The sequence below is a fragment of the Micromonospora thermarum genome, assembly GCF_012034245.1.
In the GTDB taxonomy this organism is placed as follows: Bacteria; Actinomycetota; Actinomycetes; order Mycobacteriales; family Micromonosporaceae; genus Micromonospora; species Micromonospora thermarum.
In genome coordinates, this window is the sequence record NZ_JAATEO010000018.1 from 118,595 (window position 1) to 138,769 (window position 20,175).

The window sequence follows — 20,175 nt, forward strand, 5'->3', positions numbered from 1 at the left end:
CCCCGACGCCTTGCCGGACGACGCCTGGCCTCCGGCTCGGCTCGACCGACACTCCTCAAACACGCTCTGAGGTTTCCGTCGTACGGGCGGGGCAGGATGGCCGGCATGATTGGACAGCTGCGTTCAGTGGTGATCGACTGCCCCGATCCGCGGGCCCTCGCGTCGTTCTACTCGGAGCTGCTCGGCCTGCCGCTCGACCCGGATGGCACCGACGGTGACGGCTGGGTGGTGATCTCGGGCAACGGGCACCGGCTCGCCTTCCAGCAGGCTCTCAACCTGCGTCCGCCGACCTGGCCGGAGCCGGGCGTCCCCCAGCAGTTCCACCTCGACGTGCAGGTCGAGGACGTGGAGGCGGCGGAGAAGCAGGTGCTCGCGCTCGGGGCGCGCCGGCTGCCCGGCGGCGGGCAGGACTTTCGGGTCTACGCCGACCCGGCCGGTCACCCGTTCTGCCTGGTCTTCGACGTCTGAGCCGGCCGGCCGCACGCCCGGGAAGGTGTCGGGCGCCCCGCTGGGTCGACCCGTCCACGATCTCGCCCCGCGTGGCGCGCGTCGGGCTGCCGGAGGGTCTGGCGGAGGTCGCCGGTGGACGGCATGATCGCGGGAATGACCGACCCCTCCCTCCGGCGGGCCGCGGGCTCGCTGTTCGGCCTGGCCTACGGTGACGCGCTCGGCAAGCCGACCGAGTTCCTGACCGTCGCCGAGATCGTCCGACGGTACGGGCCGGCCGGCCCGCGCGAGCTGACCGGCGACCCCGCCCTGGTCACCGACGACACCCAGATGGCGCTGGCGGTCGGCTGGGCGCTCCACGAGGCGCAGCGGCTTACGCCGGAGACGGTGGAGCCGCTGCTGCGGCGGCGCTTCGTGGCCTGGTCGGTGAGCCCGGACAACGACCGGGCCCCGGGCGTGACCTGCCTGCGGGCCTGCGCGGAGCTGGCCCGGGGCACCCGCTGGCAGCACGCTGCGGTGATCGGGTCGAAGGGCTGCGGCGCGAACATGCGGGTCACCCCGGTCGGTCTGCTCGACGTCGACCTCGACACGCTCGCCGGGCTGGCCCAGCTTCAGGCGGGGCTGACGCACGGCCATCCGACGGGTCTGGCGGCCAGCGAGCTGACCGCGTACGCGGTGCGGTTGCTGCGCGACGGCGCCGAGCCGGCCGAGGTGCCGGCGCTGCTCGCGGAGCGGGCCCGGGAGCAGCGGGAGACCTACCGGGAGGAGTGGCTCGGCGACCTGTGGCAGGTCGCTCGTGCCGCCAGCCCGGAGACGTTCATCGCCGCCGGCTGGGACGAGTGCCTCGCGATCCTCGACCGCCTCCGGGCGGCGCTGGCCGGACCGGACGACGGCGGCGACCCGTGCCGGCACACCGGTGAGGGCTGGATCGCCGAGGAGGCGCTCGCCACGGCCCTGTACTGCGCGATCCGGCACGCCGACGACCCGGTCGCCGCTCTGGCCCGCGGCGCCACCACCACCGGCGATTCGGACTCGATCGCCGCGCTGGCCGGTGCCTTCGTCGGCGCGGCCCTCGGCACGCCCGCCTGGCCCGCCGACTGGGCCACCCGCATCGAGTACGCCGACCAGCTCTTCACCCTCAGCACCCTGCCCACCCGACACCCCCTGACCGGGCCCCCGCTGGGTTGATCAAGAGGTTTTCGGTCCTCGGAGGCGTTCCCCGGAGCCAGAACTTCTTGGTCAACTCTCTGCTGGCGGGGGGTCAGTGGGGGAGGCGGCGGATCTGGCGCCAGAGGGTCGGGTCGCAGGTCCCGGCGTGGTTGGCGAAGTCGGCGAGCGGGACGCGGACGGGCTCGGTGAGGTTGACGAAGCTGTCGTGGTCGGCGTCCGGGTCCCAGCTCCGGGTCGGGATGGGGACGTGGTCGTCCCGGTCGCTCTTGTCCTGGCTGGTGATCTTCAGGACGTCGGCGGCCCGCTCGTCGGCGCGCAGCACCAGGCAGGGACGGACCTTCGAGCCGCTGCCGTCGGCGTACGGGACGTCGGCCCACCAGATCTCCCCGGGGCGGGGCGTCCGGGCCGGTGTCGCCTCACCGGTACGCGGGCGGGGCGGGGCGGGGACACGGTCGCGGCTGCCCCGGCGGGAGCGGGTCCGCGTGTCGCCACGCCCGCCGGGTCGGGTTCCGCCGACGCCGCCACGGCTGCCGCCGCCACGGGTGCCGCCGCGCCGGTCGCGGGTGCCGCCGCCCGCCTCGGGACGGGTGTCGCCCGGCCCCGCCGAGCGGCGACCGGCCGCGCGGTGCCGCCACTCGTTCCACGCCCAGCCGGCCGCCACGGCCAGCACGATCGCCGCCGCCCAGAGGAGCCAGTCGGGCACGCGTACCCCCTTGATCATGAGTCGGCGCGGCGCGGACGCCGCACGCGCCGCGCGACGGCCGGCCGGGGCCGGTGGGCGCGTCGTCCGGCGATCCTCGCACGTTCCGGGCGGGGTCGCCCGTCCGTGCGGCGGGTGGGCGGCGGAGTGTCCCACCTTCCGGATACCGTGCCGGGTAACGGAACAACGGGAGGTCACGGCGGTGTCCGAGGATGTCATCGGCCAGCAGGCCAGTCCGGCGCAGGAGGCGGCGGCCGGCGCCGAGCCGACCCCGGAGGCGCGGGATCGGCACGCGACGCTCAGCCGTGAGCTGACCGAACATCAGTACCGCTACTACGTGCTCGACGCGCCGACGATCTCCGACGCGGAGTTCGACCGGCAGCTGCGGGAGCTGGAGGCGCTGGAGGCGGAGTTCCCGGCCCTGCGCACGCCGGATTCGCCGACCCAGCGGGTGGGCGGCACCTTTTCCACCGACTTCACCCCGGTGGCGCACGCCGAGCGGATGATGTCGCTCGACAACGCCTTCAGCGACGAGGAGCTGGCGGTCTGGGCCGAGCGGGTCGAACGCGACGCCGGCGGCCCGGTTCCCTACCTGTGCGAGCTGAAGGTGGACGGGCTCGCGATCAACCTGACCTACGAGAAGGGTCGGCTGGTGCGGGCGGCCACCCGGGGTGACGGCCGCACGGGCGAGGACGTCACGGCCAACGTGCGCAGCATCCGAGACGTGCCGGGTGAGCTGACGCCGTCGGCCGAGTTCCCGAAGGTGCCCGACCTGATCGAGGTCCGGGGCGAGGTCTACTTCCCGGTGGCCGGGTTCGCGGACCTCAACGCCGGCCTGGTCGAGCAGGGCAAGGCGCCGTTCGCCAACCCGCGCAACGCGGCGGCCGGCAGCCTCCGGCAGAAGGACCCCCGGGTCACCGCGTCCCGCCCGCTGCGCCTGGTCGTGCACGGCATCGGCGCCCGCCGCGGCTTCCAGCCGGCCTCCCAGTCCGAGTCGTACGCGGCGCTCAAGGCCTGGGGCCTGCCGACCAGCGACCGGTGGCGGGTCGTGCCCGACCTGGCCGGCGTCGCGGAGTTCATCGCCTACTACGCCGAGCACCGGCACGACGTCGAGCACGAGATCGACGGTGTGGTCGTCAAGGTCGACCCGGTCTCCATCCAGGGCCGGCTCGGCTCGACCAGCCGGGCCCCGCGCTGGGCGATCGCCTTCAAGTACCCGCCGGAGGAGGTCAACACCAAGCTGCTCGACATCGACGTGAACGTCGGGCGCACCGGCCGCGTCACCCCGTTCGCGGTCCTGGAGCCGGTCCGGGTGGCCGGGTCGACCGTCGCGCTGGCCACCCTGCACAACGCCCGCGAGGTCGAGCGCAAGGGCGTGCTGATCGGCGACACGGTGGTGATCCGCAAGGCCGGCGACGTCATCCCCGAGGTGCTGGGCCCGGTGGTCGACCTGCGTCCGGCGGACGCCCGGCCGTTCGTCATGCCCACCACCTGCCCGGCCTGCGGCACCCCGCTCGCCCCGTCGAAGGAGGGCGACGTCGACATCCGCTGCCCGAACACGCGCAGCTGCCCGGCGCAGCTCCGTGAGCGGGTCTTCCACCTCGCCGGGCGGGGTGCCTTCGACATCGAGGTCCTCGGCTACAAGGGCGCCGCCGCGCTGCTCGACGCGCAGATCATCACGGACGAGGGCGACCTGTTCGCCCTCGACGCCGAGCAGCTCGCCCGGTCGCCGTTCTTCGTCAACAAGGACGGCAGCCTCGGCAGCAACGCCGTGAAGCTGCTGGACAACCTGGCCGTGGCCAAGGAGCGCGACCTGTGGCGGGTGCTGGTGGCGCTCTCCATCCGGCACGTCGGTCCGACCGCCGCGCAGGCGCTCGCCCGGCACTTCCGGTCGATCGAGGCGATCGACAAGGCCAGCGAGGAGGAGCTGTCCTCCGTCGACGGTGTCGGCCCGACCATCGCCGCGAGCATCCGGGAGTGGTTCGCCGTCGACTGGCACCGCGAGGTGGTGCGGAAGTGGGCCGAGGCCGGCGTCCGGATGGCGGAGGAGGCGGTCGACGAGGGGCCGCGCCCCCTGGAGGGCGTGACCGTGGTGGTGACCGGCACGCTCGCCGGTTTCTCACGCGACCAGGCGGCCGAGGCGATCCAGTCCCGGGGCGGCAAGGTCAGCGGGTCGGTCTCCAAGAAGACCGGGTTCGTGGTGGTCGGCGACAACCCGGGCTCCAAGGCCGACAAGGCCGCGAGCCTCAAGGTGCCGATGCTCGACGAGGAGGGCTTCCGCGTCCTGCTCGACTCCGGTCCGGGCGCCGCCCAGAAGGTCGCCCGTATCGAGGGCTGAGTGGGGATCTTGCGCGCGTATACCAACTTAATTACGACTACGACCGATTCGTGACTGTCGTAGGGGGAAACCCGGCACCTGGGGCGTTTCATTGGGGCACGGCGTACGGACGGGTACGCCGTTCGTGATCGCCGGAGGTGTGATGGAGACCGCCGACCCGCGCAACTCCGTCCCACCAGGACGGGTGGCGCCGTTCTCCGCCTTCGTGGCCGCGGTCATCGCCGTGGCCACGCTGCTCTCGGCCGCTCCTCTGCTGGCGTTCGCCGACCAGGTGTCCCGGTTGCCCGCCGCGTTCTGGACCATGGCCGTGCTGGCCGTCGCCTGCGACGCCCGTCCGTTCGTCCCGCCCGGGCGGCGCCAGTCGTCGGCGGTGTTCCCCTCGACGTGCTTCACCTTCGCGATCCTGCTCGGCTGGGGGCTGGGCCCCGCGGTCGCCGTGCAGGCGGTGGCCGTGGTCGTGTCGGGAGCCCGGATGGGGTACGCCCCCTGGCGGACCGCCTTCAACGCCGGGCAGTACGCCTGCGCGCTCGGTGCCGCGTACGCCGTCACCCGCCTCGGTCCCGGCGATCTGTTCGACGGCGGCCGGCTGCGGGGCGCCGACGTGGCGGTGGTGGGCGCGGCCATGCTCGCCTGGTTCGCCGTCAACTACGGCCTGGTCAGCTCGGCGGTCTGGCTGCGCTTCGGGGAGCGCTGGATGCCCGGCCTGCGGCAGGGTCTGGGGTTCGAGCTGCTGTCCACCGGCTCGCTGCTGCTGCTCGCCCCGGTGCTGGTGACCGCCGCCCGGGCCAGCGCGGCGCTGATCCCGCTGGTGCTCGTGCCGCTGTTCGCCGTCTACCGGATGGCCCGGCTCAGCGTGGAGCAGCAGCAACTCGCCTCGCTCGACCCGCTCACCGGGCTGCCCAACCGCAAGGCGCTGCTCGCCGAGGTCGGCGAGCAGTTGCACCTGCACGCGGAGCGGGCGGCGCGCGGTGAGCCGTACGCCCGGCTGGCGCTGCTGCTGATCGACCTGGACCGGTTCAAGCACGTCAACGACGCGCTCGGGCACGCGGTGGGTGACCGCCTGCTGGTCGAGGTGAGCGCCCGGCTCACCGAGGTCGTCGGGCGGGACATGGTCGCGCGGCTCGGCGGGGACGAGTTCGCCATCGTCATGACGGGGCTGACCGACGCCGGCGAGGCGCGCGAGCTGGCCGACCGGGTGGTCGCGGCGCTGGCCGAGCCCGTGCCGCTGGACGGGCTGCCGCTGGACGTCGGCGGGTCGATCGGCGTCGCGCTCTTCCCCGACCACGGGGAGGACTTCGCCACCCTCATGCGCCACGCCGACGTGGCGATGTACGACGCGAAGCACCGCAACGACACGGTCGCCGTGTACGCGGCCGAGTCCGACCACAACTCCGCCGAGCGGCTCGGGCTCCTGGCCGACCTGCGCCGGGTCCTGGAATCCGGAACGTCGGCCACCGACACCCCGACGGGCGACCGGGCGATGCCCGGCCCGTCGACCGCCGAGGGCGCAACGGCCGGCCCGTCGGCCGCCGAGGGCGCAACGGCCGGCCCGTCGACCGCCGAGGGCGCGGCGGGCGGCACGCCGGCCGGCGACGCGGAGGGCGCCGAGGGCGCGGCGGGCGGCGCGCGCCTCGACGCCGGCCGGGCGGGAGCGGAGGTCGGTGACCCCGACGCCGGACCGGCGGAAGCGGAGAGCGTGGGCGCGGGGGCCAACGGCCGGAACGGAGACGTGACCCAGCCGGTGCTCGCCCCCGGCGGGCCCGCGCTCGCGGCGGTCCCGGCCACCGCGCGGGGCGGGGACGGCGCCGCGCTCCCGGCCCGGGACGACGGATCCCGTACCGGCCGCTGGCGGCTGCGTGGCCGGCGGCAGCGCGCCGACCTGGCCCACACCGACGAGCTGATCCAGCAGATCGTCACCGCCGCCGACCCGATCCGTCGCCGGGCCGCGCACGCGGCCGAAGCCGCCGCACACCCGACGGGCGCCTCCACCCAGCCGACCGGAGCCGCGTCGACCGCCGCCGACCGGACCGAGCCCGCGCGGCGCGACGACCGCGCCCGTGGGGGACGGAACGGATCGCGGGGCCGGGGCGGCGGCGACCGCCCCGACGGGACCCCGCACCGCCGGGACCACAGCGCGGCCGACCGGCGCTCCGGCGAGCCGGCCGCCGACGCCGGTGAGATCACGATGTACTACCAACCGCAGATCGCGATCGCCACCGGGGAGGTGGTCGGTGTCGAGGCGCTGCTGCGCTGGCGGCACCCGCGGCGGGGAATGGTCGACCCGGAGGAGCTGATCCGGGTGGCGGAACAGAGCGCCGTGATGCGCCTGCTCACCTTCCGCGTGGTCGACGACGTGGTGGAGCAGGTGGCGAAGTGGTCGGCCGCCGGCCTCGGGCTGCGGGCCTCGCTCAACGTCAGCGTGCGGGACCTCCACACCGGCGAGATCGCCGACCGGATCGCCGACCGGCTGACCCGGTACGGCGTACCGCCGCAGCGCCTCCAGCTGGAGATCACCGAGGGGGCGCTGATGGCCGACCCGCGCCGAGTGCTGGCCACCATCTCCCGGCTGCACCGCCTCGGGGTGGGCATCGCGCTGGACGACTTCGGCACCGGGTACTCGTCGTTGCAGCACCTGCGCCGGCTGCCGCTGTCCGAGGTGAAGGTGGACCGCTCCTTCGTGCTGGGCATGGCGCAGGACGCCGACGACGCGGCGATCGTCACGTCGATGATCGAGCTGGCGGGCGCGCTCGGGCTGCGGGTGGTCGCCGAGGGAGTCGAGGACGAGCGCACCTGGCGGATGTTGTACGCGGCCGGGTGCGACGCCGCGCAGGGCTGGTTCTACGCCCGGCCGATGCCGGCCGAGGAACTCGTCGCCTGGCTCGCCCGGTACCGCCCGGTCCGCCCGGCCGCCGGCCCGGACACCGCGATTCCGCGCCGGCACCCGCGCTGAGCGGGCGCGGGACGCGGGCGCCGCCGGCTCCCGTCGTGGCCGGGGTCGCGGCGGCCGGCGGGTTCGGAGGGGGAGTCGGGGACGCGCGGCCGAAGCGGAACAATAGACTCGCTCCGGTCACCGCGCGTCACGCACCACCGCCGCGCGGTCGGCGCAGGAGGACCCAGCAGGACAGCCACGAAGGGGGCACCGATGGCCGCCATCTCCCGCGAGGAGGTCGCGCACCTGGCGCGACTGTCGCGGCTCGCCGTGACGGAGGAGGAGCTGGACACCTTCGCCGGCCAGCTCGACGTGATCCTCCAGGCGGTCGCCCAGGTCGGCGAGGTCGCCGCGGCGGACATCCCGCCGACCTCCCACTCCGTGCCGCTGACCAACGTGCTGCGGGAGGACGTGGTGACGCCCTGCCTGACCCCCGAGGAGGCGCTGTCGGGCGCGCCCGACGCCGAGGAGCAGCGGTTCCGCGTCCCGCGGATCCTGGACGAGGATGTGGCCTCATGAGCGAGCGCAGCGAGCGAATCATCAGGCTCAGCGCCATCGTGCCTCATGACGGCACGGAGCGAAGCGGAGTGCCGGCATGAGCAACGATCTGACGAGACTGACCGCCGCGGAGCTCGCCGGCCTGGTGTCGAAGGGCGAGGCCTCCGCCGTCGAGGTCACCCAGGCCCACCTGGACCGGATCACCGCCGTCGACGACCGGGTGCACGCGTTCCTGCACGTCGACACCGCCGGCGCGCTGGCCGCGGCCCGCGCGGTGGACGAGCGCCGTGCCGCCGGTGAGAAGCTCGGTCCCCTCGCCGGCGTGCCGGTCGCGGTCAAGGACGTGCTCACCACCAAGGGCGTGCCGACCACCGTGGGGTCGAAGATCCTGGAGGGCTGGCGCCCGCCGTACGACTCGACGATCGTGCAGCGGTTGCGCGACGCGGGCACGGTGATGCTCGGCAAGACCAACATGGACGAGTTCGCGATGGGCTCCTCCACGGAGTACTCGGCGTACGGCACGACCCACAACCCGTGGGACCTGAGCCGGATCCCGGGCGGCTCCGGCGGCGGCAGCGCCGCGGCCCTCGCGGCGTACGAGGCGCCGCTCGCGATCGGGTCGGACACCGGCGGCTCGATCCGCCAGCCCGGCGCGGTCACCGGCACCGTCGGTGCCAAGCCGACGTACGGCGGGACCTCCCGGTACGGCCTGGTGGCGTTCTCGTCCTCGCTGGACACGCCCGGCCCGTGCGCCCGTACGGTGCTGGACGCCGCCCTGCTGCACGAGGCGATCGGCGGCCACGACCCGCGCGACTCCACCTCCATCCCCGCCCCGGTGCCGGACGTGGTGGCCGCCGCGAAGCTGGGCGCGACCGGCGACCTGACCGGCGTGAAGCTGGGCGTGGTGCGGGAGTTCGCCGGCGAGGGCGCCGAGCCCGGCGTGACCGCCGCGTTCCGCGACGCGGTCGACACGCTCACCAAGCTGGGCGCCGAGATCGTCGAGGTGTCCTGCCCGCACTTCAAGTACGCGCTGCCCGCGTACTACCTGATCGCCCCGAGCGAGTGCTCCTCCAACCTGGCGCGGTTCGACGGCGTCCGCTTCGGCCTTCGGGTCGGCGACGACGGCAACCGGTCGCTGGAGGAGGTCATGTCGCTGACCCGCGAGGCCGGCTTCGGCCCCGAGGTCAAGCGCCGCATCATGATCGGCACCTACGCCCTCTCGTCGGGCTACTACGACGCGTACTACGGGCAGGCGCAGAAGGTCCGTACGCTGATCACCCGGGACTTCACCGCCGCGTTCGAGCAGGTCGACGCGCTGATCTCGCCGACGACGCCGTTCGTGGCGTTCCCGATCGGGGCGCGCACCTCCGACCCGTACCAGATGTACCTGGCCGACCTGTTCACCATCCCGACCAACCTGTACGGCGGTCCGGGCATCTCGGTGCCGTGCGGCCTGTCCGAGGGGCTGCCGGTCGGGCTCCAGATCATGGCGCCGACGATGGCCGACGACCGGATGTACCGGGTCGCGGCCGCGCTGGAGAGCGCCGTCGGCACGTTCACCCCACCGGCACTGTGAGGCAGGAGCACCGATGACGACGACACTGCCCGCGTACGACGAGGTCGTCGCGCGCTTCGAACCGGTGATCGGCCTGGAGACCCACGTCGAGCTGGGCACGAACACCAAGATGTTCTGCGGCTGCCCGACCGACTTCGGCGGCGCGCCGAACACGCGGGTCTGCCCGGTCTGCCTGGGCCTGCCCGGCTCGCTGCCGGTGGCCAACAAGGCGGCCATCGAGGCGACGATCCGGATCGGCCTGGCGCTGAACTGCTCGATCGCCGAGTGGTGCCGGTTCGCCCGGAAGAACTACTTCTACCCGGACATGCCGAAGAACTTCCAGATCAGCCAGTACGACGAGCCGCTCTGCGTCGACGGTTACCTGGACGTCGAGGTGAACGGCGAGACCGTGCGCATCGGCATCGAGCGCGTGCACCTGGAGGAGGACACCGGCAAGACGCTGCACGTCGGCGGCGCGACCGGTCGCATCCACGGCGCCACCGAGTCGCTCGTCGACTACAACCGGGCCGGCATCCCCCTGGTCGAGATCGTCACCAAGCCGGTCACCGGCACCGGCGCGCTGGCGCCGGAGGTGGCCCGCGCGTACGTGACCGAGCTGCGCGACGTGATCCGCTCGCTCGGCGTCTCCGACGTGCGGATGGAGGAGGGCTCGCTGCGCTGCGACGTCAACACCTCCCTCAACCTGCCGGGCGAGGAGTGGGGCACCCGCACCGAGACGAAGAACGTCAACTCGCTGCGCTCGGTGGAGCGGGCGGTCCGCTCGGAGATGATCCGGCAGGCGTCGGTGCTCGACGCGGGCGGCCGGATCACCCAGGAGACCCGGCACTTCCACGAGGACACCGGCGACACCACGCCGGGCCGGTCCAAGGAGACGGCGACCGACTACCGGTACTTCCCGGAGCCCGACCTGGTGCCGCTCGCGCCGGACCCGACGTGGGTGGCCGAGCTGAAGGCCGCGCTGCCCGAGCTGCCCCGGTTGCACCGGCGTCGCCTGCAGGAGCAGTGGGGTCTGTCCGACCTGGACATGCAGTCGGTGCTCAACGCCGGCGCGGTCGAGCTGATCGAGGCGACCGTCGCCGCCGGCGCGACCCCGGCCGCCGCCCGCAAGTGGTGGCTCGGTGAGCTGTCCCGCCGCGCCAACGAGGCCGGCGTGGAGCTGGCCGACGTCGGGGCCACCCCGTCGCAGGTGGCCGAGCTGCAGAGCCTGGTCGACGCGGGCAAGCTCAACGACAAACTGGCCCGGACCGTCCTGGAGGGCGTCGTGGGCGGCGAGGGAACGCCCACCGAGATCATGACCAACCGGAACCTGGAGGTCGTCTCGGACACCGGGGCGCTGACCGCCGCCGTGGACGAGGCGATCGCCGCCAACCCGGACATCGCCGACAAGGTCCGCGGCGGCAAGACGGCCGCGGCCGGCGCGCTGGTCGGCGCGGTCATGAAGACCACCCGCGGCCAGGCCGACGCCAAGACGGTCCGCGAGCTGATCCTGGAGCGCCTCGGCGTCCAGGGCTGACGTGCAAGGAAGGGCCCCTTCTCAACACCTCGTGCACAAGAAGGGGCCCTTCCCAACTCCCACCCCCCTCGGAGGGCGTCAACGGCGACGCCCGAATGGAGTCACCGTGAACCAGCACGACCCCGACGCCCTCGACGAGATCCAGCGGCGGGTGCTCTGGCTCGCCACCCGCATCGTCGACGCCGCGAACCACGACCGGGACACCGGTGACGGGGTGAAGGTGGGCGGGCACCAGGCCTCGAGCGCCTCGCTGGTCACCGCGATGACCGCGCTGTGGTTCGCGCACCTCGACGCCGAGGACCGGGTCGCCGTGAAGCCGCACGCGTCGCCGGTGTTCCACGCCATCCAGTACCTGCTCGGCAACCTGGACCGGTCGTATCTGACCCGGTTGCGGGCGCGGGGTGGGCTCCAGTCGTACCCGTCGCGGACCAAGGACCCCGACGAGGTGGACTTCTCCACCGGCTCGGTCGGGCTGGGCGCCGCCGCGCCGCTGTTCGCCGCGGCCACCCGCCGCTACGTCGACGCGCACTTCGGTGAGCGCCCGCGGTCCCGGTTCATCGCGCTGATCGGTGACGCCGAGCTGGACGAGGGCAACATCTGGGAGGCCGTCGCCGACCCGGCGACCACCGGCCTCGGGAACGTCATGTGGGTGGTCGACTTCAACCGGCAGTCGCTGGACCGGGTGGTTCCCGGCGTCCGGATCGACCAGTGGCGGGGGCAGTTCGAGGCGGCCGGCTGGCACGTGGTGGAGGTCAAGTACGGCCGCCGGCTCGCCGAGGCGTACGCCCGGCCCGGCGGCGAGGCGCTGCGCGACTGGATCGACGCGATGCCGAACGAGCAGTACCAGTCGCTGTTCGGGCTGGCCGGGCCGGCCCAGCGCAAGCAGTTCCTCGACGGCGCCCCGGCGGGAATCGCCGAACTGATCGCGGACATCTCCGACGACGAGCTGGGCCCGCTCGTCACCGACCTCGGCGGGCACGACCTGGAGGCGATGCTCGACGCGTACGCCCAGTGCGACGTGGTCACCGACCGGCCCAGCGTCGTCTTCGCGTACACCGTCAAGGGCTGGGGGCTGCCGATCGCCGGCAACCCGCGCAACCACTCGGCCCTGCTCACCACCGAGCAGGTCGACGCGCTGCGCGCCGCGCAGGGCCTGACCCCCGAGACCGAGTGGGACCGCCTCGACCCGGCGTCCCCGGCCGGCATCCGGGCCGGCGAGCGCCGGGAGGCGCTGTCCCGGGCGCCCCGCACGCGGGCGCTGGGCGTCACCGTCCCGGAGACCACCCGGGTACGCGCGAACAAGCCGATCTCCACCCAGGAGGTCTTCGGCCGGGTGCTGGTCGACCTGGCCCGCGACCCGCAGGTGGGGCGGTACCTGGTCACCACCGCGCCGGACGTGGCCACCTCGACCAACCTGGCCGGGTTCATCAACAAGACCGGGGTGTTCGCCCCGACCGCGCAGCGTTCCTGGAGCGAGGACCGGATGCTGCGCTGGACCGAGAGCCCGGCGGGGCAGCACATCGAGCTGGGCATCTCGGAGATGAACCTGTTCCTGCTGCTCGGGCAGCTCGGCCTGTCCTGGGACCTGTCCGGGCAGCCGCTGCTGCCGGTCGGCACCGTGTACGACCCGTTCGTGCTGCGCGGCCTCGACGCGTTCCTGTACGGCGCCTACTCGGGGTCGCGGTTCGTCGTCGCGGGCACCCCGTCGGGCATCACCCTCGCGCCCGAGGGCGGCGCCCACCAGTCGACGATCACCGCCAGCGTCGGTCTGGAGCTGCCCGGGGTCACCTTCGTCGAGCCCGCGTACGCGGCCACCCTGGACTGGCTGCTCTGCGACGCCTTCGGCCAGATCGCGCAGGGAGCGGCACCCGCCGCCACCGCCGCACCGGCCGAGGACGGCGCCTACTACTTCCGGCTCAGCACCCGCCCGATCGACCAGGCGCCCTTCGAGGCGGCCCGCGCCCGCCTCGGCGACGCGGTGCTGCGCCGGCAGGCGCTCGCCGGTGCGTACCGCCTGGTCGACGCCCACCAGGCGTACCCGCACCTGGCCGACGCCCCGGTCGTGCAGCTCGCCGCGTCCGGCGCGGTGCTGCCGGAGGTGCTCGCCGCCGCCGCGGAACTCGCCGAGGAGGGCGTCGCCGCGCACGTCGTCGACGTCACCAGCCTGGACCGCCTCTACCGGGCCTGGCAGCGGACCCTGCGGCAGGGCGTGCGGACCGCCACGGTTCCCAGCGTCCCCGGTGCCCTGCGGTCGGCCTTCGCCGACCGGGTGCCGGTGGTGACGGTGCACGACGCCGCCTCGCACGCGATGGCCTGGCTCGGCTCGGCCGTCGGCGCCCCGGCGGTGCCCCTCGGGGTGGACGAGTTCGGCCAGTCCGGCAGCGTCACCGAGCTGTACGAACTGCACGACCTGCTCCCCGGCAGCATCGTCAACGCCGCTCTCGCCGCCCTGTCCCTGCGCTGACGAGGGGACCGGCGGGCCGTACGCCGGTCACGGCCCCGGCGCGCCACCCGCGCCGGGGTCGGATCAGCGCGTCGGGGTCGGGGTGACCGGGGCGGGGGCGCCGGCCTTCGGGTCCTCCACGATGTGCCGCTGGAGGTTGACCTGGGCCTGCCCGGTGCCGCCCACCGTGATGTCGTCGTACGCCTGGAGCAGCTTGTCCTCGTCGTCGAAGTACAGGACGCTCATCGACAGCGGCGTCGGCTGCTCGCCCTCCAGGCCGCGCAGGCCGGCGCCGCCGGTGGAGCCCTGCACCATCAGCTGGGTGGGGGACTGGCCGGGCTCCTGCGGCAGCTTGGACACCTGGCGGTTATGGGTGTGGCCGGCGACCACCAGGGGGCAGGTGCCGGCTAGCGGTCCGGCGGACGCGGGATCGTGCACCAGCGCGATGTTCACCGGCCGGGGCGAGCTGCGTACCGTGGCGGCGAGCTTGTCGCCGGTGCTGATGAGCTGGTCGGCGGTCTCCCTGGTCAGGCCCCTGCCGGCCGGCGAGGTGCTCTTGTCCGGCGTGAACCGGGGGTCGCCGATGCCGGCGATGGTCAGCCCGGCGACGGTGGTGGTCGTGTTGTCGAGCACGATCGCGTTGCGCTGGCGGGCCACCGCCGCCGCCGTACGGCCCGAGTCGTGGTTGCCGCGGATGAACACGTACGGCTTCTGGAGCAGCCCGATCGCGCCGACGTAGGACGCCTCCGGCTCGCTGCCCCAGTCGGTGATGTCGCCGGTGTCGACCACCACGTCGATGTTGAACTGCTCCACCACGGTACGGATCAGCTGCCAGGCCGTGGGGTTGAGGTGCATGTCGGAGATGTGCAGGACCCGGGTGGTGTCCGGGTCCGGCTCGTACACGGGCAGCGACGAGACGGTGGTGTAGAGCTGGCTGACGTTGCCGACGATGTGCTGGAGCTGCTCGGCGTACCGGGTGTAGTCGTTGGCGATCCGGCGGGCGTCACCGACGATCGCCGGCGCGTTGACCAGCAGCCCCTCGTAACGCGGCTCCTCGATCGCCGAGGGCCGCAGGGTGGCCGCCGCGGTGCCGAGGCTGCCCGCGGTCACCGCCAGCGCGAGCCCGCCCGCCCAGGCGGCCCGGCGGGCGTCGCGGAACACCAGCAGGGCCAGCACCAGGGTGACCAGCACGGTCGAGGCCACCGTACGCACCCCGAGCCGCATCACGCCCTCGCGGACGTCGTCCACCGCGGTGCGGCTCGCCTGGCTGATGCTGGCCGGGTCGTCGAGCAGCGCCTCGGTGCGGCTCTGGTCGAGCGCACCCAGTTCCACGGTCAGGTGGGTCGGCCCGTCGTGGCTGTCGAGCAGCAGCGCGCCGAGCGGGGGGACGTCGACGGTGGTGCTGCCGTCGAGGGCCGGGGAAACCGTCAGGTCCGCCTGGAACGGCCCGATGTCGGTGCTGACCCGGCCGCCGGCCAGCGCCCCGATCATGACCCCGGCCAGGGTGACGGCGAGGACGGCCAGCGTCACACCGGTGACGCGGAGGACCCGCCACCCCCGCCGGCCACCGGTCAATCCGCGGAGGGTGAACCGCCGCGTACGGCCGGCCTGCGGGGCCTGGCCGTCCCGGCTCTCCTGCTGCTCGTTCTCCTGCCCGTCCATGCTGAGATTCTGACCTGCCCGCCGACGGATCTTGGCAAACCTGCGCGCGTGGTGTCCCCCGACGTCAACTTCGTCCGGCTCCGCCCTCAGCGAACACCAGGCGCAGCAGCCGGTCGTCCTCCGGCGCCGGGTCGCCGCGCCCGTCGTGGTTCGACGTGCTCACCCACAGCGAGCCGTCCGGCGCCGCCGCGACCGCCCGCAGCCGGCCGAAGCGGTTGGTCAGCAGGTCATGCGGCTGGCCGAGCACCGTCCCGGTGTCGGTCAGCTCGACCAGCCAGAGCCGCCGGCCCCGCAGGCAGGCCGTCGCCAGCACCGACTCCGACCGGGCGAGCCCGGAGCACGAGGCGTCCGAGGTGGGCCACTGGGTGATCGGGTTGACGAACCGGCGGTCCTCGGCGCGCCCCTCGACCTCCGGCCACCCGTAGTTGCGCCCCTTGACTATCTCGTTGATCTCGTCCCAGGTGTTCTGCCCGAACTCGACCGCGTACATCTTCCGGTTGGCGGCCCAGGTGAACCCCTGCACGTTCCGGTGCCCGAGCGACCAGACCGGCGAGTCGGGGAACGGGTTGCCGGGCGCCGGCTTCCCGTCGGCGGTGATCCGCAGGATCTTGCCGCCGAGGCGCTTGGCGTCCTGCGACTGGGTCCGGTCGCCGGCGTCGCCGGTGCTGGCGTAGAGCTGGCCGTCCGGCCCGAACGCGAGGCCGCCGCCGTTGTGGATGCCCGCCTTCGGGATGCCGGTGAGGATCGGCTGGGGCCGCTCGCCCAGCCGGAGCCGGGCGATCCGGTTGTCGCGCCCGGCGGTGTAGTAGATGAAGACCGTCCGGTCCCGCTGGTAGCCCGGCGAGACGGCGATGCCCATCAGCCCGCCCTCGCCGCCCGCCGCCACCTCGGCGATCGTCTGCACCCTGGTGACCTTCAGGCCGTCGGGCCCGGACTCCGGGCCGACCTGGAGGATGCGGCCGGTGTCCCGTTCGGTGACCAGCGCGCCCCCGTCGGGCAGGAAGGCGATGCCCCACGGCACGCGCAGCCCCTTGGCGAGCACGGTGGCCACGACCTCCTGGCCGACACCGCCGGGGCTCGCCGTCGCCGACGGGGTGGGGAAGGTGGGCGGCTCACCGGCCGGGTCCGGCTCCGGCTCGCCGAAGGTGCAACCGGTGGTCACCAGCAGCGCCGCGCACGACGCCGCCAGGGCCGCCCGGAGGCGGCGGGTGCGAGGGTACGGGGGACGGGCGCTCACCCGGCCCAGGGTAGCCCGCGGCGGCGGCGATGCGGGCCCGCCGGGCGTCGACGGTCGACGGAACGGAGGTCAGCGGGCGCGGACGGCGAGCAGCGCGATGTCGTCCTCACGGTGGTGCGCCGACGTCACCAGCAGCTCGCACAGCCCGTCCAGGGACAGACTGTGCGTACCCCGGAGCCGGTCGACCAGCTCCGCCAGGCCGACGTCGATGGGCTCGTCCCGCCGCTCCACGAGACCGTCGGTGAAGAGCAGCAGCGTGTCGCGGGCGGCGAGCGTCGCGTGGTGGGTGGTCCGCCGTACCGGCACGGTCAGGCCGAGCAGCGGCTCCGGCAGCGCCGTCAGGGCCTCCACCGCGCCGTCCGCGCGGACCACGAGTGGCGCCGGGTGCCCGGCGTTGCACCAGGTGACCGCCAGCCCGCCCCGGCCGTCGGGCCGGAGCCGGACCAGGACGGCGGTGGCGGCGGCGGGGATCCGCAACCCGCGGATCGTGTCGTCCAGGTGGCACATCAGGTCGGCGACGGCGTCCTTCCGGCCGTAGGCGTTGCCCCGGACCAGGTTGCGGAGCTGCCCCATGGTGGCTGCCGCCTCGATGTCGTGCCCGGCCACGTCCCCGATCGCGGCGACCAGGTCGCCGTCGGGTTGACGGAAGACGTCGTACCAGTCGCCACCGACCTCGACCCGGTCCGCCGCCGGTTGGTACCGGGCGGCGAGCTCCAGCCGGTCGTCGGTGGGCAGCGGCGGCAGCATGCTGTGTTGCAGGACGTGGGCGACGTGCCGCTGCTCCCCGTACATCGAGCTGTTGCCGATCGCCTGCCCCGCCCGGCGGCCGATCTCCACGGCGGTGAGCAGGTCGCCGTCGTCGAGATGCCGTCGGGCCGGACCGTTGACGAGGGTGACCGTCCCGAGCACGCGCCCGCGGCCGGTGTCCGTGATCGGCGCGGTGAGGTGCGAGGCGAAGCCCAGCCGCTCGGCGATCTCGGGCATCTCAGGGCCGATCGTGCCGTCCCGCACGTCGGCGAGGGTGGCGGCGCTGCCGAGCACCGGTGCGCCCGTGCGCAGCACGGTGAGGGTGATCGACTCCGGTCCGAGCCGGGTGCGCATCAGCTCGGCGAAGCGGGCCACGTCCGGCGCGCAGGCCGGATTCCGGTGCGCCGCCACCACGTCGTGCAGCCCGCCGTCCGGGCCGACCACGCTGACCACGCACCAGTCGGCGAGCAGCGGGACCATGGTGGCGCTGAGCTGGCGCAGCGCGGTGCCGATGTCGAGCGTGCCGGCCAGCGTCTCGCTCAGCCCGGCCAGCAGCGCCAGCCGTGAGTGCGCCTCCTCGGCCCGCCGCCGGGCCTGCTCCGCGCCGTCGAGCGCGATCCGCAGCCGCAGCTCGGACGAGCAGGCCGCCGCCAGGTCGGCGAGCGTCCGCAGCTGGGCGGCGGTCCAGGCCCGGGGCTTGCTGTCGATCGCGCACAGCGAGCCCAGGACCCGACCGCTCAGGTCGGTCAGGGGCATCCCGGCGTACGCGACCACACCGAGGTCGGGGACGGCCAGGTTGTCCCGCACGCGGGGGTAGAGCCGCGCGTCGGGCAGCACCATGGGCGTCTCCAGGTCGACCACGTGCTGGCAGAACGAGTGGCTGAGCGGGGTCTGGCGCCGGTCCGCCCACGGTGGGGGCAGCCCGATCTCACCCGGGAAGAACTGTCGCTCGGCGTCGACCAGGGACACCAGCGCGACGGGCACGTCGAGCAGGTCCGCCACCAGCCGGGCGAAGCGGTCGAAGGCGTCGTCGGGTGCGGCGTCCAGGCGCGTCTCGGCGAGCGCCCGCAGCCGGGCGGGGTCGCCGAGCCCCGGGATCGGGACGGACCGCCCGGAGGGTCGGTCGGTGCCGTCGCTCATCGAACCACCTGTCTGGCCGCGTACGGATAATGCGGAGTGCGGCTGGCGCTCCGGGTCCCGTTATACCCCCCTGAGGGGTGGATCGATGCCGCCACTTTGTCACCTTGATCACCCGCGACCCGGCGCCCGTTCGGGTGCGGGAGAGCGCCCCGAACGGCGGCCGGCGGGCCGAGGGCCTATCGTCGGCGGGCGTGAAGGTGTGGATCCCCCACGAGAGCGGCCCGTCCCTGCTCGGTGACCTGCCACCGGGCGTCACGGTGGAGGTGGCGCCGGACCCGGAGCGACTCCCCTCCGCGGTGTCCGACGTCCGGTTCTGGGTGCCGCCCTTCCTCGCCGGCCCGGCGGCCACCGCCCTGCTGCGGGACCTGCCCGACCTCGAGGTCGTGCAGTTGCTCTCCGCCGGGGCGGACGCGTGGGTCGGCCGGATGCCGCCCGGGGTGACGCTCTGCGACGCGCGCGGGGTGCACGACCCGGCCACGGCCGAGTGGGTGGTCGCGGCGATCCTCTCCCACCTGCGGGCCTTCCCGGCGCTCGCCCGGGCCCAGGCCCGCCGCGAGTGGGCGTACGCCGGGGTGACGCCGACCGACGAGTTGATCGGCAAGCGGGTGCTCATCGTCGGGGCCGGCTCGATCGGCGCTGCGGTCCAGCGGCGCCTCGAACCGTTCGAGGTGAGCATCACCCTGGTCGCCCGGACGGCCCGGCCGGGCGTGCACGGCGTGGCCGAGCTGCCCTGGCTGCTTCCCGAGGCCGACGTGGTGGTGCTGCTGGTGCCGCTGACCGAACAGACCCGTGGGCTGGTCGACGAGGCGTTCCTCGGGGCAATGCGGGACGGCGCGTTGCTGGTCAACGCGGCGCGCGGCCCGGTGGCCCGGACCGAGGCGCTGGTCGCCGAGCTGCGTACCGGCCGGATCTCGGCCGCGCTGGACGTGACCGACCCGGAGCCGCTGCCCTCCGACCATCCGCTGTGGACGATGCCGAACGTGCTGCTCACCCCGCACGTCGCCGGCTCGGTACGTGGCCTGCTGCCGCGGGCGTACCGGCTGGTGGGGGACCAGGTCCGCCGGTTCGCCGCCGGGGAGCCGCTGATGAACGCCGTCGCGGACGGCTACTGAGCCGGCTCGTCGGGCAGGCTCTGGCCGGTGGCCGCGACGAGTCGGGGCAGGTCCTTCCCGCGTACCGCCGGAAGCGGCACCTCCCGGCCGTCGTCGAGGCGGGCGACCGCCCGGCCGCGCGGATCGCTGGCGAGCTCGACGACCTGGTCCCACGCGATGCGGCGCTCGCCGGTGAGCGCCCGCAGGCGCAACCCGCGGGAGTCGGCGTCGGTGCCGGCCCGCCACGCCCACACCCCCACGGCGAGGGGGACGAGCAGCACCGGCAGGAAGTACCACCCGGCGTTGGCCAGCGGCAGGGCGCCGATGAAGGCGATCAGCGCGGCCGCCGCGATGGCCTGGTTGTGCCGGAACCGGACGGTGTCGGAACTGCTCACCCCCCGATGATCCCACCCTGCTCCGGTGCGGGGCGCGGCGGGCCGCACCGGTCCGGAACCGGCGGGACAGTGACGCGCGTCACGGTAAGGTGGGCGTCACCGCACGGGCGCCGGTTCGTTCACATCGGTTGGGCGGCGGACTTTCGTTCCCCCCCCCCCCCCCCCCCCCCCCCCCCCCCCCACCGCCCCCCCCCCCCCCCCCCCAAACGACCCCCCCGCCCCCCCCGCACCCCCCCCCCCCCCCCCCCCGCCCGCCCCACCCCCCGGGGGCCGCCCGCCCCCGCCCGGG

Annotated in this window: 14 protein-coding genes; 9 read left to right on the forward strand and 5 right to left on the reverse strand. The window is 74.4% G+C overall.

Going from position 1 to position 20,175, the window contains the following annotated elements; all coding sequences use genetic code 11:
- Positions 1–105: 105 nt before the first annotated feature.
- Entirely contained in the window at positions 106–468 is a 363-nt protein-coding gene (locus HCJ94_RS17865) for a VOC family protein (protein ID WP_205801454.1), read from the forward strand.
- A 135-nt stretch (positions 469–603) separates the two neighbouring features.
- Positions 604–1,635 carry an ADP-ribosylglycohydrolase family protein gene (locus HCJ94_RS17870; RefSeq protein WP_205801455.1) on the forward strand — a complete coding sequence of 344 codons (1,032 nt, stop codon included), beginning with the start codon at positions 604–606 and terminating at the stop codon, positions 1,633–1,635.
- A 73-nt stretch (positions 1,636–1,708) separates the two neighbouring features.
- On the opposite strand, the gene HCJ94_RS17875 is transcribed toward HCJ94_RS17870, so the two are convergent.
- Positions 1,709–2,320: a type II toxin-antitoxin system PemK/MazF family toxin gene (locus HCJ94_RS17875; protein WP_168002165.1), complete on the reverse strand. Its 612-nt coding sequence runs from the start codon at positions 2,318–2,320 to the stop codon at positions 1,709–1,711.
- 199 nt (positions 2,321–2,519) lie between these two features.
- On the opposite strand from HCJ94_RS17875, the gene ligA reads away from it, so the two are divergent.
- From ligA to HCJ94_RS17905, 6 genes are all read left to right on the forward strand, one after another.
- Complete coding sequence (gene ligA / locus HCJ94_RS17880; protein ID WP_168002166.1) at positions 2,520–4,655, forward strand: NAD-dependent DNA ligase LigA; 2,136 nt, start codon at positions 2,520–2,522, stop codon at positions 4,653–4,655.
- 142 nt (positions 4,656–4,797) lie between these two features.
- Positions 4,798–7,605 carry a bifunctional diguanylate cyclase/phosphodiesterase gene (locus HCJ94_RS17885; RefSeq protein ID WP_168002167.1) on the forward strand — a complete coding sequence of 936 codons (2,808 nt, stop codon included), beginning with the start codon at positions 4,798–4,800 and terminating at the stop codon, positions 7,603–7,605.
- A 192-nt stretch (positions 7,606–7,797) separates the two neighbouring features.
- A complete protein-coding gene (gene gatC / locus HCJ94_RS17890) occupies positions 7,798–8,103 on the forward strand; it encodes an Asp-tRNA(Asn)/Glu-tRNA(Gln) amidotransferase subunit GatC (RefSeq protein ID WP_088995614.1) in 306 nt (101 codons plus the stop codon).
- 76 nt (positions 8,104–8,179) lie between these two features.
- Positions 8,180–9,658: an Asp-tRNA(Asn)/Glu-tRNA(Gln) amidotransferase subunit GatA gene (gene gatA, locus HCJ94_RS17895; RefSeq protein ID WP_168002168.1), complete on the forward strand. Its 1,479-nt coding sequence runs from the start codon at positions 8,180–8,182 to the stop codon at positions 9,656–9,658.
- Positions 9,659–9,671: 13 nt separating this feature from the next.
- The gene (gene gatB, locus HCJ94_RS17900) at positions 9,672–11,171 is read left to right on the forward strand and encodes an Asp-tRNA(Asn)/Glu-tRNA(Gln) amidotransferase subunit GatB (protein ID WP_168002169.1); all 1,500 of its coding nucleotides are present in this window, start codon (positions 9,672–9,674) and stop codon (positions 11,169–11,171) included.
- Positions 11,172–11,277: 106 nt separating this feature from the next.
- Positions 11,278–13,635, forward strand: coding sequence for a thiamine pyrophosphate-binding protein (locus tag HCJ94_RS17905; protein ID WP_168002170.1), 2,358 nt, complete (start codon positions 11,278–11,280; stop codon positions 13,633–13,635).
- Positions 13,636–13,698: 63 nt separating this feature from the next.
- Here the strand turns inward: HCJ94_RS17905 and HCJ94_RS17910 are convergent, their stop codons facing one another.
- The 3 genes from HCJ94_RS17910 to HCJ94_RS17920 form a co-directional block, all read right to left on the reverse strand.
- Positions 13,699–15,276, reverse strand: a complete 1,578-nt coding sequence (locus HCJ94_RS17910; RefSeq protein ID WP_168002171.1) for a metallophosphoesterase — start codon at positions 15,274–15,276, stop codon at positions 13,699–13,701.
- 64 nt (positions 15,277–15,340) lie between these two features.
- Positions 15,341–16,513, reverse strand: a complete 1,173-nt coding sequence (locus tag HCJ94_RS17915; protein WP_168002172.1) for a PQQ-dependent sugar dehydrogenase — start codon at positions 16,511–16,513, stop codon at positions 15,341–15,343.
- 69 nt (positions 16,514–16,582) lie between these two features.
- Entirely contained in the window at positions 16,583–18,400 is a 1,818-nt protein-coding gene (locus HCJ94_RS17920) for a SpoIIE family protein phosphatase (RefSeq protein ID WP_168002173.1), read from the reverse strand.
- A 191-nt stretch (positions 18,401–18,591) separates the two neighbouring features.
- On the opposite strand from HCJ94_RS17920, the gene HCJ94_RS17925 reads away from it, so the two are divergent.
- Positions 18,592–19,512, forward strand: coding sequence for a 2-hydroxyacid dehydrogenase (locus HCJ94_RS17925; RefSeq protein ID WP_168002174.1), 921 nt, complete (start codon positions 18,592–18,594; stop codon positions 19,510–19,512).
- Here the strand turns inward: HCJ94_RS17925 and HCJ94_RS17930 are convergent.
- A complete protein-coding gene (locus HCJ94_RS17930; RefSeq protein ID WP_168002175.1) occupies positions 19,506–19,886 on the reverse strand; it encodes a PH domain-containing protein in 381 nt (126 codons plus the stop codon). The genes HCJ94_RS17925 and HCJ94_RS17930 overlap by 7 nt on opposite strands.
- Between the last annotated feature and the right edge of the window lie 289 nt (positions 19,887–20,175).

What these genes read in the sequence shown, in the direction of transcription:
- HCJ94_RS17865 (WP_205801454.1), top strand. Translation starts at nt 106, where the DNA reads ATGATTGGACAGCTGCGTTCAGTGGTGATCGACTGCCCCGATCCGCGG.
- HCJ94_RS17870 (WP_205801455.1), top strand. Translation starts at nt 604, where the DNA reads ATGACCGACCCCTCCCTCCGGCGGGCCGCGGGCTCGCTGTTCGGCCTG.
- HCJ94_RS17885 (WP_168002167.1), top strand. Translation starts at nt 4,798, where the DNA reads ATGGAGACCGCCGACCCGCGCAACTCCGTCCCACCAGGACGGGTGGCG.
- gatC (WP_088995614.1), top strand. Translation starts at nt 7,798, where the DNA reads ATGGCCGCCATCTCCCGCGAGGAGGTCGCGCACCTGGCGCGACTGTCG.
- gatA (WP_168002168.1), top strand. Translation starts at nt 8,180, where the DNA reads ATGAGCAACGATCTGACGAGACTGACCGCCGCGGAGCTCGCCGGCCTG.
- gatB (WP_168002169.1), top strand. Translation starts at nt 9,672, where the DNA reads ATGACGACGACACTGCCCGCGTACGACGAGGTCGTCGCGCGCTTCGAA.
- HCJ94_RS17910 (WP_168002171.1), bottom strand. Translation starts at nt 15,276, where the DNA reads ATGGACGGGCAGGAGAACGAGCAGCAGGAGAGCCGGGACGGCCAGGCC.
- HCJ94_RS17920 (WP_168002173.1), bottom strand. Translation starts at nt 18,400, where the DNA reads ATGAGCGACGGCACCGACCGACCCTCCGGGCGGTCCGTCCCGATCCCG.